Raw genomic sequence first — 16918 nt, 5'->3', positions numbered from 1 at the left:
AATCACCTTAACGATTTCTAACTAAGCGCACGTAAGCGGTATTATCTTTTGGATAGGCTAAATCATTGCCATCCATCATATCGATAGTGTAAGCCTGAGATAAACTGGCACCATCAACCGCGGTCTGTGAGGTCCAGTAACGTAAATGCCCTACACTGTTAGTCGATGGTGTATTAGGAAAAAATGCAGTATCTATCAATACATTTTGCCCTTGTTTACCGTAATCAATTAAGCCTAACAACTCAGTATAAGTAGGTAAACGCCAATTACTGCCGCCACAAAAATCAAGCGCATTAACTTCATCAATATAGGTTTGTAAGCCACAATCAGTATTGCTCGGACATGTGGTATTATCACTACCCGCTACATCGCCACTATTGACAGTCCCTTGCCAAATATAGCGGTTTTGTCCATCTCGTAAAGTGGTATTTGGTAACACACCGGAATAAGGGCTTTTCACTTCCCAAACAAGGCCGGTAGTATTATCACGAATACAGCTAAAGTTTTGCGCATCATCGAGAAGCTCATCGGCAAACTCATTAAGTTTGGTGTAATCAAAAGCCAGATTCCCTTTACCCACTTTACCTAAACGATTGGCAAAACTATCGCGCCCAAGATCAGCATCTTGAGCTGGAAATTCATCATTATTACAGTTAATTCGCTGAGTATTGTTATAACACTCTCCTACCCCTGTATCATTTATTAACCCAAGCGCTTTGGGTGTTACATCAATAAATACGGTATCTGTGTCGGTGCGCCCTTTTAAGTCCATAACTTGTACTTCAAAGCTAAGCGTTGCATTTAAATCAATATCAGAGGCAAAAAAGCTGGCAGTACATGACTGTGATTCAATCAGGGTTTCTGCATTACCGGTAAGTTGTTGCCACATACATTGATAAGATTGAGTTGCCGCTTCGCTTGCAGTGGCATCTAAGATAACCTTATCAAACTCTTCTACTGTTTGATTAGCGCCTGCATCGGCAATAATCACTTGAGCTGTTTTATTAAGGGTCATATCAAATTGTGATGCAGATACTCCGCCCTCATCATCTGTTACGGTGAGCTGCCATTTTAAGTTGGTGTTATTTTCTAATAATGGATGAGAAAAACTAAGCGTTGGATTGGTATAGCTATTAATTGTTAAATCCGGCCCTGACAATAATTGCCACAAATAACTGCTAATTTCGCCATTTTGATCTGGGTCTGTGGAAGTTAAACCACTAAGAGTTACAGTATCCTTATAAACTGAGGGCAAGTTTGCAGGAGCAACTTGAGTAACAACAGCAAGAGGAAGCTGATTATTAGAGGCAATGAAAACACTCAAGTCGTCATTCACTAAACTGCCATCTGAGGTTTGATAGCTAACTCTTAATACCAGTTCACTGTCAGACTTTACATCTGGTGCAGTAATGGTTTGTTCAGCCCCTTCAAGCGGAAACACATCTATAATAGGGCCACTTACACGCTGCCAAGTAAATGTACCATCTGCAGGAGAGCCTTTTGCAGAAATAGTAAACTCTGATTTTTCTACAACTTGAAGATCGTTACCTGCAAATACTGATGTTTTTATATCACTGTTATCAGCACCGCCTCCCCCTCCGCATGCAGCCAAAAGCAAACATGACATAAGTGGTATTAACGAAATTGCTTTCATACTCAGCACCTTTTTGTCTTAAAATTATCTAATAAAACTATTAAGCAAAAAAAATGCCATTATAAACTACAAGTAACTATCTTGATGAATACGAACAAATAATTTAGTGCCAACTTTACTGTAATCTACTTTATATTCGCGGCCATCTAAGGATTGAATAAACAACAGTTGTTTTTCTTCGCTAAATACATCAGCACTCGTAATATAAACAACATCGAGGTAACGCTCTTTTGCATCTCGGCGGTTTTTTGGCAGTTCTTCTTTAAATGGCTCAAGACCACTGCCTGTTACTTTAATTTTAGGGTGAGTCTCACCATTAACAATCACTAAATCTAGTTTTCTGTCTTTATGTATTATGGTGTTTCGACCACTTTTAATGAAAGATCTGTTTTGGCTCATAGTTATTCCTAATCCCGCAGTGAGTGCTTATATTATTATTCACACTGCGACTTTATAAACTGAGAGGGATCGCGCTTCCATTTATTTAAATTTGCGCTAAATTCCCAAATATCACTTTCTATTACACTCGCTGGTAACAGTAAGTCATACCCTGTTAAAAGCTGAAGATGCTTAGCCCTATTAGCAAACATCGCTATGAGCCCATTATAGTCAATTCCTTTTTTTGACCTATATTTATTATCTTCAACTAACCATTCTGATGGGCAATGCCCATTTTTGCAATTTTTTTGAACAACTTGCATAAAGAAATGTCGCTGCTCTATCAACAATTTTCCCGCAATTCTTGGAGCTAAAGCAGACAAGAATGAATCTATATCATTTAACTTAATACCAATCGCATTAAGCTCAAGGTAATCAATGCCATTATCAACATTAGGTATACCACAATGGTGCAAATTCTCTGGGTGTAAATGCCATTGTCCATACTTATGCTGATATATTAATTGCTGCTCAGTTAAAATAATACTATAAAAAGGTTCTTGTGTTTTAAAAAAGCCAATTAAAATTGCAGCAATACATAAACTTACTAAAAAAATTTCGATAATACTTATTTCGCCTGGGCGTAATAAATTAAACAGCATGATAATAATCAAGCCAATGCTGCCGACCACTAATATTTCAATTCCATTTTTAGCGCCTTGCGCTCGGTATTTTAGTATTTGTTTATTTATATTAGCCATACTGAAAAAACGCCATATAAAATATAAACATAATAATAGCCCACAATATTAACTTTCTCAGCGTTAAACAGCGTTTGCATGATGTTTTAAAGCTCATCAATTAACTCCCATTATTACTGTTAAATATGCGCAATGACTAAGTATCAGTTATTTTTACGCTTAACGCACAAATTAATGAGATACATAACCGCCTTTTTTTGTCCTGATTTCGTACAATACTTATAATCTATTTTCAGGTATGAAAACAATGCACTCTAAACAATCAGGTAAAGCCTTATTTCCATTTATTATTTCGTTACTAATAATTTTTAGCGTTTATTTGTATTTTCCTGCATCACAGGGCGAGCAAGCCAATTACTCGGCAATGACAACGCAAGTCTCTGCCCACACGGTAAGATCGCAAGAAAACGCAATTATGATTGAAGCCATTGGCAGTGCTCGTGCTAATCAGGCTATCTACATTAAAAGCGCCCAAAACGATTATGTCACTAGCATTTACTTTGAAGATGGCGACTTGGTCAGCAAAGGACAAAAATTAGTACAACTGCAAAACCAACAAGAACAATTTGCAGTAAAAGAACTTAGCATTAATTTACAAGAAGAAAAACGTCAATTAGCCAGACTAACCGAGCTTTCTCGCTCGCAAGCGACGGCCAAGTCATTGCTTGAAGAACAACTCGCTCGCGTTGATGCCAGCGAAGCCCAACTTGAAAGTGCCAAAACCAAACTGAATGAAATGGCTATTACCGCGCCTTTTTCTGGGTTACTGGGTAAACGCGAAATATCGGTGGGTGCTTATGTAAATAACAGTACCGTGATCACAACCCTCGATGACATTAGTATCATAAAAGTTGATTTTAAAGTGCCTGAAAAGTATTTAGCTCAATTGAAAAACGGAATGATTGTTCGCACTCAAAACGATGCTTATCCTGATCAAACCTTCAGCGGTAAAGTAACCCATATAAGCTCACGTATCGACTCAATCACTCGCAGTGTAGAAGTAACAGCAAGTTTTGCTAATAAATCGGGTTTACTTCGCCCTGGTATGCTACTTAAAACAGCACTAGAGCTAAGCAGCAATCAAGCTCTTATGGTCCCTGAAAAGGCCATTATTCCTCTGCAAGATAAACATTACGTTTTTCAAATTGAAGATGGCATAGCAAATCGTAAAGAAGTACATGTTGCAAGTAGAAACAATGGCTGGGTAGCGATAAACAAAGGGTTAAGTAATGGCGAGCAGATTGTTACCGAGGGAATAATCAAAATCCGCTCTGGTAGTAAAGTAAGCGTTAAGGGGTAACACGTGAAAATTACCGATACTAGCGTCAAACGCCCCGTTTTTGCGATTGTTATTAACTTACTGTTACTCACTTTTGGCTTAGTTGCTTTTAGCATGCTGCCTTTGCGCGAGTACCCTGATATTGAAACACCGATTGTCAATATTAGTACTGAATATACTGGTGCATCTGCTGAAATTATTGAAACAAAAATAACCCAAGTTATCGAAAATCGTATTTCGGGGATTGAGGGTATTAAAAGTATTAACTCATCGAGTCGTAACGGCCGATCAAACATTACCATTGAGTTTAATATTAACCGCGACATAGACGATGCCTCCAACGATGTGCGTGAACGAGTTGCGCGTGCACTTGATAGCCTACCAGAGCAAGTACGTCCTCCTGAAGTATCAAAATCAAATAGTGACGAAAGCCCTATCGCGTGGTTTGTACTTAACAGTGAAACCATGGATTCATTGCAACTTTCTGATTATGCACAGCGTTTTATTGTAGACCGATTAGCCGTTGTTGATGGCGTATCGAATGTGCGCATTGGGGGGGAGCGAAAGTATGCCATGAAAGTATGGCTTAACCGCCAAGCGATGGCCGCCCGTGGCATTACCTCTAGTGATATAGAGCAAACACTGCGTAATGAAAATGTAGAGCTTCCGGCGGGTGAAATTGAATCGGTAGACCGTGATTTTACCGTTCGCACTGCACGCAGCTATAAAAACCAACGTGATTTTCAAAGCCTAGTTATTAAACGAGGTGAAGATGGTTATTTAGTGCGTCTAGGCGAAGTGGCTGACGTAAAACTAGAAGCCGCCGATGATGAAAGTTTATTCCGAGGTAATGGCCGTAATATGATTGGTATGGGTATTGTTAAACAAGCCAAAGCCAATACCCTAACTGTGGTTGATAACGCCCGCAGTGAACTGGAAAAAATAAAACGTAATTTACCTGAAGGCACCACCATAGAAGACAGTTATGATTCTTCGGTATTTATTAAAGAGTCAATTAATGAAGTTTATAAAACTTTAGCAATTTCTATGGGGTTAGTCGTGCTTATTATCTTTATATTTTTAGGTAACATTCGCGCCACTCTTATTCCCGCGGTCACAGTACCGGTCGCTCTAGTCAGTAGTTTTATGTTTTTATTAGCAATGGGTTATTCAATTAACTTATTAACGCTACTAGCACTGGTGTTAGCAATAGGCTTAGTGGTCGATGATGCCATTGTAATGCTAGAGAATATTCACCGCCGCATAGAACTTGGGGAGCCGCCTTTATTGGCAGCTTATCGCGGCGCACGTGAGGTGGGCTTTGCAATTATAGCCACCACCTTAGTGCTTATATCCGTGTTTGTACCATTAGTGTTTATGGAAGGACGAATTGGCGCACTATTTACAGAGTTTGCTATGGCGGTAAGTGCTGCCGTGTTTTTCTCCAGCATTACTGCGTTGACACTCTCTCCGGCGCTGTGTTCAAAAGTGTTAAAAGCATCTGAAAAAGAAAGTAAGTTTAGCCAAGTTATGGACCGTTTTTTTACTAAATTAGAAAATGGATACCGTAACGCTTTAGCGTCAAATATGACCCGTAAATGGGGCTTAATGCTGAGCTTAGTTTTGGCTGGGTTTGTTAGTTATTCATTATTTTTACAAATACCCTCAGAGCTCACGCCAAAAGAAGACCGTGGCACTTTCTTTGTGCTTATGAATGGCCCTGAAGGCGCTAGTTATGAGAATAATGCCGCCAATATGGCAAAAATTGAAGAGCGCTTAATGCCTTATTCTGAATCTGGTGAACTAAGTCGAGTGCTTGTTCGAGTCCCAGGTTGGGGTGGCAGTGGCGGCGTGGCTATTGTTGGCATGGCTGATTGGGATAAACGCAAACGCTCAACATGGGAAGTCATGGATGAAATAAGCGGCAAAATGCAAGAGGTCACCGATGTCCGTGCATTTGCTATTATGCGCCGTGGTATTGGCGGAGGTGGTTCATCTCGCCCTATTGAATTTGTTTTGCAAGGTAATGATTATGCCCAACTTGCAGATTGGCGAGATAGAATTATTAAACGCGCTGAGAAAAACCCTGGATTAGTGCGTATTGATCATGATTATAAAGAAACCTTCCCTCAGTTTTTAGTCAGTATTGATAAAAATAAAGCCGCTGATTTAGGCGTATCAGTCTCTGATGTGGGTCGTACACTTGAAACCATGCTTGGCCAACGCCGTGTAACCACCTTTATTGACCGCGGTGAAGAATACGATGTAATTTTAAAGGGCACAAAACAAGACTTTGCCAACCCGACTGATATTTCAAATATATACCTAAAATCACGTAGCGGAGAACTTATTCCTCTTGATAGCCTTATTAGCTTAAAAGAAGAAGCCACCGCCTCGCGTTTAAACCGCTATAACCGAATGCGTGCAATTACTTTAAGTGCCAACCTCGCTGATGGTTACACGCTAGAACAAGCACTAAACTTTTTAAACAAGGTTGCCACAGAGGAAAACGACATTGATGGTGCCATTGACTATAAAGGTGAGTCGCAATTGTTTTATGAAGGTGCCTCAGCCATGACCTATGTGTTTGTGCTGGCATTGACCGTGACCTTTTTAGTGCTCGCTGCTCAGTTTGAAAGTTTTATGCATCCGCTTGTTATTATGCTCACCGTTCCACTTGGGTTAATGGGCGCTATGTTTGGCCTGTGGAGTATGGGCTTAACACTTAATATATACAGCCAAATAGGTATTGTTATGCTCATAGGGTTAAGTGCTAAAAACGGTATACTGATTGTTGAATTTACCAACCAGTTACGTGATAAAGGCGTAGAATTTAGTGAGGCCATTTTACAAGCGGCTACACAGCGTTTGCGCCCTATTATTATGACTTCCCTAACAACGGTTATGAGTGCCGTACCTTTGGTGTTGGCTTCCGGTCCAGGCTCGGAAAGTAGAATGGTAATTGGTGTGGTGGTATTTACTGGCGTAACGGTGGCAACCATACTAACTCTGTTTGTGGTGCCAGCCGCTTATTACGCACTAGCGCGAAACACACAATCACCTGAGTTTTTACAACAAAAACTTGATAAGCAAGCCGCTGAAAAACCGCTTAAAGAGATCTAAGTCACTCAGAGCGTCGTAACTAGCTGTTACGGCGCTTTATTCAGTGCACATATCCCTAACAATTGAGGAAGTACTTATGAGTTCGACCACACAAGTAGCAACACTCGGCGGCGGCTGTTTTTGGTGTATTGATGCAGCATTTAGGCGTGTAAAAGGTGTACTCAGTGTTTGCTCTGGTTATACTGGTGGACATACTGATAACCCAACCTACAAAACTATTTGCACTGGCAACAGTGGCCATGCAGAGGTAATTAAGGTTGAATTTGATGCCCGTGTTATCAGCTTTGAAACCTTACTCGCGATGTTTTTTACCCTACACGATGCCACACAACTAAATCGCCAAGGTAACGATATAGGCACTCAATACCGCAGCGTTGTGTATTATCATAATGAGCAACAACAAGTACAAACACAGGCAGTTATTGCAGAGCTGCAAAGTCATGTTAGCGAACCTATAGTAACTGAGGTGAGCCCAGCAACCACTTTTTACCCCGCAGAGCACTACCATCAGGACTATTACAATGAAAATCCTGAGCAGGGCTATTGCAGTATTTTAATTGCACCCAAATTACATAAGTTTGAAACTGAATTTAGCGAGTTTTTAACGGAATAACACATTAAAAAGCCCGATTTAAATTCGGGCATTTATTATATGTGCTAATTCAGTAATTAAAACTCATAGCTTATACCAGCAAACAAGCGACGTTCTGGTGTATTATAGTAATACGCTTGAGCTGTTGTAGAACTTAGATGTGAATCAACGGCGTTGTACTGTTTATCGAACAGGTTTTCTACGCGAAGCGATACTTCAATATTTTGATTAACTTGATAATTACCCGCTAAATTCCATAGTGTGTAAGAGCCTAAGTGGGTTTGTGCACCTTGACGATCGCTGCGATACTGCATATCGATACGCGCATCAAAGTCACCAAACTGTTTTTTAAGCTCCCAATTAAATGTACGCTTAGCAACATTACGCAACTCTGCGCCTGTTTCTTTGTTCTGCGCACTTAAATATGCAAAATTAAGGTGACTATCAAAACCAAAAACCTGCTGAGAAAGACTAAATTCAACCCCTTCAAAGCGAGCCTCGTCAATATTAGCTAATGCAAAGTTTGCATCATAATCAATTTTATCCTCAATGTCGTTTCTAAAAATAGCGACATCAACTTGCGCAATATCAAAGTCTACATTTAAGCCAAGCTCACGGTTAACGGACTTTTCTGGTTGTAAATTAGGGTTACCAAAATCAGGGTAATATAAATCGTTAAAGGTAGGCGCTTTAAACCCTGTGCTCTGGCTTAAACGGAATGTTGCATTACTCGATAAATGATATCCCGCTGCCGCGGTATACGTTGTTTCATCACCAAACTGTTCATCATCATCTTGGCGAACAGTTAGATTAGCAAGTACCTTATCTGTATCGTAATAGGCACCTACAAATACTGCAAGCACGTCACGACTATCTTCAATAAATACTTGAGAGCTGCGCGACACATCGTCTTTATACCAGTTAATACCGCCACTAATATTTAAAGTATCATCTAAACGATATTGGCCATTGTAATCAATTTGAGTACGCTGAGTTATAAACGTACTTGTGACTGGCAGACCAGTGGAAAAATTAACATAAGTGTTATCTGAGTCATCAGTTACAAGTGCAATATCAACACCGTGAGACTGATTTTTATAGTTTTTATTCCAACCAGCAGACAATTGATAATTTTCAAAGTCATTGCGTTCAATCGTGCTATCGGCAGGACTAAAGCGACTATCGTAATCAGCAAAGCCTTCGCTGTATTGACCTAATAACTTAAAATCACCGTACTGTGCATCATTATAATTTACTTTAAAACCGAGGTTTTTGTTCTCATAACCATCTTCATCTGGCGCTACACCTTGCAATACATCAAAACCATCTGTTTTTTCAAAACCTGCATTAAATGCACTCCTCATATCGCCTGACTTTACAGAGCCTGCCATTTGATAATCTTGGTAAGCGTCTGAACCAAATGTTGCACTAACAGAAAGGTTATCTGACTCACGCGTAATAATGTTAATAACACCAGCAAGTGCATCAGAGCCATAGACAGCGGCACGTGACCCTTTAATTATTTCAATGCGTTCAATACTATTTAAAGGCACGTTACTCAATGCTTTTTGGCCAAGCGTTGCAGAACCGGTACGAACACCATCAATCAAAATTAACGTATCACCAGAGCCTGTACCACGCAAGGACACACCAGCGTTTTGACCAAAGCCGCCATTTGAGTTTATTTGAAAGCCTACCTGAGTACTTAGAAGTGTGGGTAAATCTCGGTAATTACCTTGCTCAATATCTATGCGTTCAATAACATTAACACTGGCAAGTACATTATTGATTGATTGTTCAAATTTATTTGCAGTAACGGTTATTCTTTCAATGGTTTGTTCTGCAGATGCAGAAAAAGACAGCGCAGCAGAAATAGCCACACCCAATGCAGTTTTATTTATCATGATGTTCCCTATCTCTGCCCACCGCAAAGATGTTAGTAAGTAAGATTAAATCAAGGCCGGTCTCCGGACTCAGTTACCATAATTTAATACAGCATAACTTTACCGTTGCGGGGGCAGTGTTGGGATTGACTTCATCAATGAAAACGCACCAACTTCCCGATTATCCTACTAAAAAAATCACACCATTGAAGTGTTTAGCAAGCACCTTGAAAATAGGCAGCTATTGTTATCTGTTTACTAAAAAATGTCAACGGACGTCTAAACATCTACAAATCGGGGTTCGGTGCTCGATGCTCGATGCTCGATGCTCGATGCTCGATGCTCGATAATTATCATAGATTCAAAAATAAAAAAGCCAAACAATATAGCGTGTTTGGCTAAATACATGTTGCTTTGAACTAAGCGCCTATAGTGCCTAGCTCGAAACAATAAATTAATCGCGGAAGTTTTTAAACTGAAATGGCTGACCTAAATCGGCAGTGCGTACAACTTGCATAGCAGCTTGTAAGTCATCACGCTTTTTGCCCGTTACGCGTACTTCTTCGCCTTGAATAGCCGCTTGCACTTTTACTTTAGAATCTTTAATGGCTTTTACTACTTTTTTAGCCATATCTTTTTCGATACCCTGCTTTAGTGCAACGTTACGAAAAACATTTTTGCCTGCGCGAGAAATATCTTGTAGTTCTAGGCTCGCAACGTCCATTCCACGCTTTGAAACCTTCCCAGCTAAAATATCAAACAACTGCATAACCTGAGCATCTGCTTCAGCTTTTAATTTAATTGTTTTATCGTTTAATTCAATTGAGGCATCGACCCCTCTAAAATCAAATCGTGTCTCTAATTCACGATTGGCATTATCAACCGCGTTTTGTGCTTCGTTCATTTCTACTTCAGATACAATATCAAATGAAGGCATGATGTTCTCCTAACTAGCTAATCTTAATTTTATGCGGCAATTATAACGTTAAAATGATAAATCTTTACACTTTTCTGCATCTTGTTCAGGTGCGATACTAATTTAGTTTGATATACTGAGGCTTCTTTTTTATACGATTTTAGGATTCTTCGTGACAAGGCGTGTTTACCAAGCTATTTTTTTGATTAGTATTGTCGCATTTACCTTCTTATTTGCTAAAGAGGTAAAAGGCGCTGCAAACTTATTTCCGCATGTAGATAAAGTGGCGCATTTTGGTATTTTCTTTTTACTTGCCATTATTATGGATAAAGCCTTTAAACTACCTTTATATGCACAAATATTACTGTTAGCCGGTTATGGTGCCGCAATAGAAATTATGCAAGATAGCCTTCCTTACAGACAAGCATCACTGGCCGATTTTGTTGCCGATTTTATTGGTGCGGCGAGCTATTTTTTAGCTAAAGCCCTATTAACACTACGTAAAAAGAAGCGTTATGGCTAACATACTTGTTGTTGGTGATGGTGCTATAGGCTTGTTATTTAGCCATTTTTTAGGTAAATATCACACAGTTTATGTTCTTACCAAAAAAGGCACAGTAAATACTCGCTTTTACAGCCACAGTAACGCTGCGTCTGAAAAAATCAACGCCACTTTTATCTCACAACAGCAATTAGCCCAAGCTCCCGAGTTTGACATTGTTTTATTCACTGTTAAAGCGTTTGCAGTGCAACAAGCCTATGCCCAAGTAAAGCCTTATCTTGGTAATAATACCCATATTGTACTGAGTCATAATGGCATGGGTAATGTTGAACAATTAAATGCACAGTTAACACAGCAGCAATCGTTGTACTTTTTAACCACTAGCATGGCTGGATTTAAGTCAAACCCTAATATTGTGCAGCATACCGGAAACGGGCAAAGTGTATTAGGGGGCTGTAATCAACTGGCTATTCAAAATATTCAACAGCTTAGTGCGCAATTACACACTATTCCGCAATTAATTGTCAGCAACAATATTGAGCAACTACGGTTTGAAAAGCTACTAGTTAATATTGCCATAAATCCATTAACCGCTCTGTACAATATAAAAAATGGCCAGTTACGTGCGCCACAGTTCAATAGCTCAATTATTAATTTATTAACAGAGGCGTGCCATATTGCGACCGCGCTTAAACTTAATATTAAGCTTATCGATGCCCTCGAGCGCGCCTATAAGGTGATGAGTTTAACCGCAGAGAATTACTCATCTATGCATCAAGACGTTTTGCACAATAGGCAAACTGAGATCATGGCAATTTGTGGCTATATAAGTGAGCAAGGAAAACTGCACCATATTGCAACACCTTATAATGACGCCTTACTTGCTAAAATTTTGGCAAAAAAAAGCGCGGACTAAATCCGCGCATCTAATATATTAAGCCATTAAGGACGATATACTCTAACAGTGGTAAAGCCTTCTTCGTGAAGAATAAGCGCTTGTAATTGGCTCATTACTCCTTTTTGGCAATATAAGTAATAATCTTTACCTTTAGGTAAATCGCCAAACTTTGTTGCTAAGCGGAAAAACGGTAAGTGGATAACTTCAATACCTTCAATTTCCAGCGGCGCCGCATCTTCTTCTTCAGGCGAGCGAATATCAACAACAACCGCTCCCTCTGGTAACTCTGTAACTGATTCTGCCTCTTTAAGCTCTTGCTTAGCCTCAACATCAATATCGCGCACATCCATAACACGGGCGTTATCAATAACGGTATCTAACACATCAAAGTCAAACTTTTCTTCTTCTGCTTTAATTACTTCAATTTTGGCTTTAACTGTCGGCTTTTTAGAAATCACACCGCAGTATTCGGGCATCGTCTCTGCCATTTCTGCAGTGCCTATTTGGCGCGCTATATTGATGATTTCTTGCTTATCATGTTGGATAAGTGGGCGTAAAATGAGCGTTTCGGTTACGCGGTCAATCACACTTAAGTTAGCTAAGGTTTGACTAGACACCTGACCTATACTTTCACCCGTAACCAATGCTTGAATATTTAGTTTTTCAGCGACGGCACTACCCGCTCGCATCATCATACGTTTAAGGACAACGCCCATTTGGCTGTTCTCAACATTTTCTAAGATTTCAGCAACCACTGGCTCAAAATCAACAGTAATAAACTTAACTTTATGCGTAGAGCTATATTGTTTCCATAGATAGTAACTCGCTTGTTTAACCCCAATTTCATGAGCAGCGCCACCTAAATTAAAGAATAAAAAGTGCGTGCGAGCCCCTTTGCGGATCATTTGATAACTGGCAACGCCAGAATCAAAACCACCAGACATAAGCGATAATACATCGTCTTGTGTTGGCAGTGGGAAGCCCGCCATCCCTAAATGGGTTTGCGTTACTATGTAGGCTTTTTCGTCTTTAATTTCTAAACGAATAGTCACTTCTGGGCGACTTAGCTTTACTCGAGCCCCTTCAACATGTTGATTAAGCCCACCACCGACGTAACGCTCTAGTTCAGTTGAAGTAAAATCATGTTGACCTATGCGCTTAGCACGCACACAAAAGGTTTTACCAATAATAGTGTGGCCAACTAACGCAATGGTTTTTTGATAAATGTCATCAAGGGTTTTAAAGTCTGTTTCGGTCACTTCAATAAACTGTACGATGCCGGGAATACGCTGCAAGCTATCAATAAAATCAATACGAGTTTGAGCATCGTCAAGTTTTGTAACAACTGAAATGTTATCCCAGTTATTACGCACTTGTACTTTTTCGTCAACACGACGCAATACAATTTTAATGTTATTTTCTAACACTTTGGTAAAGCGTTTACGGACTGAACGGCTTTTGATGGCTATTTCAGGGTGAAGTTTGACGATAAATTTAAGCATAGTTCAACTCTTAGACTGCGGGAATTCGCGCACCCAGGCATTGGGCGCGGCGGATTATAGCAAAAAATTTAACGCCTAGGAACTAACCAACCCGATGGGGCTAAGGATTCTGGGGGGCAGCATTTGCTAAAAGTGCGTACTTGTCTCTTAACTGATTAATTTTATTTGCGCTTTTTTCTGTACTGTAAGCCTTAAATAAAGTCAGTACTTTTACAATGCCAGGGTAAATATCTTGCTCAACCAGCACACCACTTAGTCTTCTTGCTTTCATATAGGGTGTCCAAAAGCTAACCGTTAATTTTAGCGTATGAGCAAGTTCAATGGCATCTTGTTCATCAATGGCAATAATTTCACTATCCCGCAAGGCCAAAATGATGTTACGTACCTGCTCAAGTAATTCCTGCTGAAAATCAATGTACCCCTGTTTTAAATGGCTATCGCGAGCAAGAATATCACCAAGGTTGTCGTAAAAAAAATGATAGCGCCACATTAATTCAAATAGCGAATCTAAATAAGGACCTAGGCGTTCAAAAGCATCGTCGCCTTGATCGACCGGCTTAAAATGGGTGCTTAAATGATCACGATAAAGTGCAAATATATGACGAATAATGTCTTCTTTATTTTTAAAGTGGTAGTACAGATTACCCGGACTCATGCCCAAACTCGATGCGATATGATTAGTAGATATTGCTCTTTCACCATGTTCATTAAACAATGAAATACTGGTTTGAATTATTTTATCCTTGGTATTCATATACTCATTACTCAATTTTCGAAAATACGATGCTGCATTAAAATAATCCGCCTAGTATAAACAAATCATTGCATTTGTAACACTGCGCAGCTGCAGTTATATACAATTTACTTACAAGGCTGCTTTACACACTAAACACTGCTACACTACGGCTAAAAATAATAACACAGTAAATATTATGAAAGTGACCGCAATCTACCCAGGCACATTTGACCCTCTTACCAACGGCCACACTGATTTAATTCAGCGTGCGGCTAAGATGTTTGATACCGTTATTGTGGCTATTGCTCATAACCCAAGTAAAAAACCGTGTTTTACTTTAGAAGAACGCGTTGATTTAGCAAATGAAATTTTAAGCCATTTAGATAATGTAAAAGTCATTGGCTTTTCGGGGCTGCTAGCAGATCTGGCTCGTGACCATAACGCAAATGTATTGATTAGAGGTATAAGAGCGGTTTCTGATTTTGATTACGAGTTTCAGCTCGCGAATATGAACCGTCGTTTAAACCCTGATTTAGAAAGCGTATTTTTAACGCCCGCCGAGCGCAATACTTTTATATCATCTACACTAGTAAAAGAAGTAGCACGCCATAACGGGGATGTGAGTGAGTTTGTTGACACCATAGTAATGAAAGCATTGCAGTCGAGGCTAGGTAAAACCAAGCATTAAAAATAACACCTAGCGTATCATTACATTGCGCTAGGTAGCTTCGCTCTTGCTGGAAACAGAACGTTCTTAAGCCTCACTAAACCTAAAAAATCTTTATTGATAAATAGTGCCAATGCCATTATAAAATCAAAGAGAATAACGCCAAACCCGTATGCAGCCCAATACCACCAGTAATCAATGTTCCCTTTAACTTGAACATCATAATGCATCCCCAAAAATAAACAGGTATTAGCCCCTAACCCCAGCATTAAGTAATAAAAAGCAATAGGCGTGTTTTGCAACGTTATTTTTCGCCACAAAAAAAGAATCAAAATAGTTGTGAGATCAAATATGAAATAATCTTTATAAGTAGAAGTTTCGAGGCTTAAAAATGCACTTAGAAAATACGAGATCATCATTATTAATGAAATATGCAGTAAGCTTTTATCTTGTTTATTAATGCTCGAAGAAAGGTTGAATAGAAAAGCGATTAAAAATAGCCACAATATAAAATTACCTAAATTTTCGCCAACTTTAACAAGCAGCCATAATAGATCTGTCATTATAGGCTTTTAAACTCAGTGCGTGATCTAAATAAACGACCTTTAAGTTTCATTAGCCCTAAAAAGTCTTTATTGATAAAAATAGCTATAATCATCAGTAAATCAACAACATTAACCCCCATGGAGTATAGACTCCATAACCACCAAGGCTCTGAATTCCAGTTTATATAAAGATCTACATAAATAGCATAAGTTAAACATGCATTTATAATTAAACCACTTACAATATAGTTTTTAGCTACAGAGCTTTGAAAACTTGAAACCTGTAATGCTAAAAAAATGATTAGGATTGTGGCAAAATCAAAAAAAATCCAGTTCAAGTAAACGTTTTTAAAAATGTAAAGGAAGTCACTTAGAAGGTAAGAAAAGAACATTATTGAGGCTAAATAGACCAGTAATTTATTAGCTGTATTTATACTCGATACAAATGTGTACAACAAAGCCATTAAAAAGCCCCATTGTATAAATGCATCAATATAATCTGCTAAAAATAAGTCTACATAATACATTCTAAGATATTTGATTAGCTTTTGAAGAAATACAAAAAGTTTGAATTGTGTTTTTTAATTTATTTAAACCAAGAAAGTCACGGTCAACTATCAAAGCAACTATCATTATTAAATCGATTATGTTGACGCTAAAAGTATAAATATCCCAAAAAACCCATGGTTCCGTATTTTTAATCACATATAAATCGTAGTACATTGATAAAAAAAACAATGAATTAATTGATAAACCGGTGATCAAATATGCAAAAGAAGGAGTTGTTTTTTTTATAAAAAAAGCAACTATTAACAAGGCGATAATAGTAAAAATATCATATAACGCCCAATCTAACAGGAAGCCATTTTGTATTGACAACCAAGTGTAAAAATAATCAGATGATGAATATGAAACCATCATAACAAATGAACTGAGTAATAAGGTAGATTCCCTTTTAATTCCAAGTGAAAAAACAAAAGCATTGAAGAAGAATGCCATTAGAAATCCCCACATCATATATGCGGATAAAGAGAATAAACCAAAAAACTCAGTTAAAAACATGCATAACCTTTAAATTACTTAGGCTTGATAGGAGGAACAACTCCACCACCACGTTGAAGATCCGTTCCACTTGCCGCAGCCATCGCCTCTTGAGAGATACTTACTGTATCAGATTGTAGGGTTTTAGGGCTAGCAGTTTGTTCCATTGCAGGCTTTAATTGTTGCGTTTTATTGTATGCTTGCATTTGTACTTGGCTGTTCGCTGAAATTTGCATGTGATTAATCCTTTTGAGTATTAAATTTTTATTATTGGCGTAAATTTAAATCACACCATCTGGAGCAGTTACTAAATAACTGCTGTAACGTATTGCCTTCGTTGGTTAATTGACTCAACAACTCGCTTCAGAATAATAAATGCAAACGATATGCCAACTTTAAATTAATAGCATGTTAATTTAAAAATTATTTTATTTTACTCAA

Annotated in this window: 17 protein-coding genes and 1 riboswitch; of the genes, 6 read left to right on the top strand and 11 right to left on the bottom strand. The window is 38.7% G+C overall.

Going from position 1 to position 16918, the window contains the following annotated elements:
* Positions 1–7: 7 nt before the first annotated feature.
* From MTN96_RS21635 to MTN96_RS21625, 3 genes are all read right to left on the bottom strand, one after another.
* On the bottom strand, positions 8–1654 hold the full coding sequence (locus MTN96_RS21635; protein ID WP_248532726.1) for a DUF1566 domain-containing protein: 1647 nt from the start codon (positions 1652–1654) through the stop codon (positions 8–10).
* 66 nt (positions 1655–1720) lie between these two features.
* Positions 1721–2053, bottom strand: coding sequence for a hypothetical protein (locus MTN96_RS21630; RefSeq protein ID WP_248532725.1), 333 nt, complete (start codon positions 2051–2053; stop codon positions 1721–1723).
* Between the two features lie 35 nt (positions 2054–2088).
* The gene (locus MTN96_RS21625) at positions 2089–2793 is read right to left on the bottom strand and encodes a DUF2982 domain-containing protein (protein WP_069438551.1); all 705 of its coding nucleotides are present in this window, start codon (positions 2791–2793) and stop codon (positions 2089–2091) included.
* Between the two features lie 247 nt (positions 2794–3040).
* Here MTN96_RS21625 and MTN96_RS21620 point away from each other — a divergent pair, with 247 nt between their 5' ends.
* The 3 genes from MTN96_RS21620 to msrA all read left to right on the top strand — a co-directional run bounded on the left by MTN96_RS21620 (position 3041) and on the right by msrA (position 7808).
* Positions 3041–4093, top strand: a complete 1053-nt coding sequence (locus MTN96_RS21620) for an efflux RND transporter periplasmic adaptor subunit (RefSeq protein WP_248532724.1) — start codon at positions 3041–3043, stop codon at positions 4091–4093.
* A 3-nt stretch (positions 4094–4096) separates the two neighbouring features.
* Positions 4097–7195 (top strand): efflux RND transporter permease subunit, encoded by a 3099-nt coding sequence (locus MTN96_RS21615; RefSeq protein ID WP_248532723.1) that lies wholly within the window; start codon positions 4097–4099, stop codon positions 7193–7195.
* Positions 7196–7271: 76 nt separating this feature from the next.
* Positions 7272–7808, top strand: coding sequence for a peptide-methionine (S)-S-oxide reductase MsrA (msrA, locus tag MTN96_RS21610; RefSeq protein ID WP_248532722.1), 537 nt, complete (start codon positions 7272–7274; stop codon positions 7806–7808).
* Positions 7809–7864: 56 nt separating this feature from the next.
* Here the strand turns inward: msrA and MTN96_RS21605 are convergent, their stop codons facing one another.
* Together MTN96_RS21605 and MTN96_RS21600 are read right to left on the bottom strand one after the other, a co-directional pair.
* Positions 7865–9691, bottom strand: a complete 1827-nt coding sequence (locus MTN96_RS21605) for a TonB-dependent receptor domain-containing protein (protein WP_248532721.1) — start codon at positions 9689–9691, stop codon at positions 7865–7867.
* Between the two features lie 36 nt (positions 9692–9727).
* Positions 9728–9893: riboswitch (cobalamin riboswitch) on the bottom strand.
* Between the two features lie 231 nt (positions 9894–10124).
* Positions 10125–10607: a YajQ family cyclic di-GMP-binding protein gene (locus MTN96_RS21600; protein ID WP_008466001.1), complete on the bottom strand. Its 483-nt coding sequence runs from the start codon at positions 10605–10607 to the stop codon at positions 10125–10127.
* A gap of 151 nt (positions 10608–10758) precedes the next feature.
* Here MTN96_RS21600 and MTN96_RS21595 point away from each other — a divergent pair, with 151 nt between their 5' ends.
* Together MTN96_RS21595 and MTN96_RS21590 are read left to right on the top strand one after the other, a co-directional pair.
* Complete coding sequence (locus MTN96_RS21595; RefSeq protein WP_008113182.1) at positions 10759–11109, top strand: VanZ family protein; 351 nt, start codon at positions 10759–10761, stop codon at positions 11107–11109.
* On the top strand, positions 11102–12004 hold the full coding sequence (locus MTN96_RS21590; protein ID WP_248532720.1) for a ketopantoate reductase family protein: 903 nt from the start codon (positions 11102–11104) through the stop codon (positions 12002–12004). Before MTN96_RS21595 ends, MTN96_RS21590 begins: the two co-directional genes overlap by 8 nt.
* Before the next feature lie 26 nt (positions 12005–12030).
* Here MTN96_RS21590 and thiI read toward each other — a convergent pair whose 3' ends face one another.
* Both thiI and MTN96_RS21580 read right to left on the bottom strand, forming a co-directional pair.
* Positions 12031–13488 carry a tRNA uracil 4-sulfurtransferase ThiI gene (thiI, locus tag MTN96_RS21585; RefSeq protein ID WP_036979733.1) on the bottom strand — a complete coding sequence of 486 codons (1458 nt, stop codon included), beginning with the start codon at positions 13486–13488 and terminating at the stop codon, positions 12031–12033.
* A gap of 100 nt (positions 13489–13588) precedes the next feature.
* Positions 13589–14242 (bottom strand): TetR/AcrR family transcriptional regulator, encoded by a 654-nt coding sequence (locus MTN96_RS21580; protein ID WP_036979735.1) that lies wholly within the window; start codon positions 14240–14242, stop codon positions 13589–13591.
* Between the two features lie 178 nt (positions 14243–14420).
* Here MTN96_RS21580 and coaD point away from each other — a divergent pair, with 178 nt between their 5' ends.
* On the top strand, positions 14421–14912 hold the full coding sequence (gene coaD / locus MTN96_RS21575; protein ID WP_024601870.1) for a pantetheine-phosphate adenylyltransferase: 492 nt from the start codon (positions 14421–14423) through the stop codon (positions 14910–14912).
* Between the two features lie 20 nt (positions 14913–14932).
* Here the strand turns inward: coaD and MTN96_RS21570 are convergent, their stop codons facing one another.
* From MTN96_RS21570 to MTN96_RS21555, 4 genes are read right to left on the bottom strand one after another with little or no spacing between them, the layout of a single operon-like run.
* Positions 14933–15454: a hypothetical protein gene (locus MTN96_RS21570; RefSeq protein WP_248532719.1), complete on the bottom strand. Its 522-nt coding sequence runs from the start codon at positions 15452–15454 to the stop codon at positions 14933–14935.
* Complete coding sequence (locus MTN96_RS21565; RefSeq protein ID WP_024601869.1) at positions 15454–15963, bottom strand: hypothetical protein; 510 nt, start codon at positions 15961–15963, stop codon at positions 15454–15456. The genes MTN96_RS21570 and MTN96_RS21565 overlap by 1 nt, the downstream gene beginning before the upstream one ends.
* A 1-nt stretch (position 15964) precedes the next feature.
* The gene (locus MTN96_RS21560; protein ID WP_024601868.1) at positions 15965–16498 is read right to left on the bottom strand and encodes a hypothetical protein; all 534 of its coding nucleotides are present in this window, start codon (positions 16496–16498) and stop codon (positions 15965–15967) included.
* 14 nt (positions 16499–16512) lie between these two features.
* Positions 16513–16713: a hypothetical protein gene (locus MTN96_RS21555; protein WP_008112648.1), complete on the bottom strand. Its 201-nt coding sequence runs from the start codon at positions 16711–16713 to the stop codon at positions 16513–16515.
* Positions 16714–16918 lie beyond the last annotated feature (205 nt).

The sequence above is a fragment of the Pseudoalteromonas sp. 2CM28B genome, from assembly GCF_023161935.1.
The sequence above is the reverse complement of the archived record's forward strand: the minus strand, read 5'-3'. Positions and strand labels throughout refer to the sequence as shown.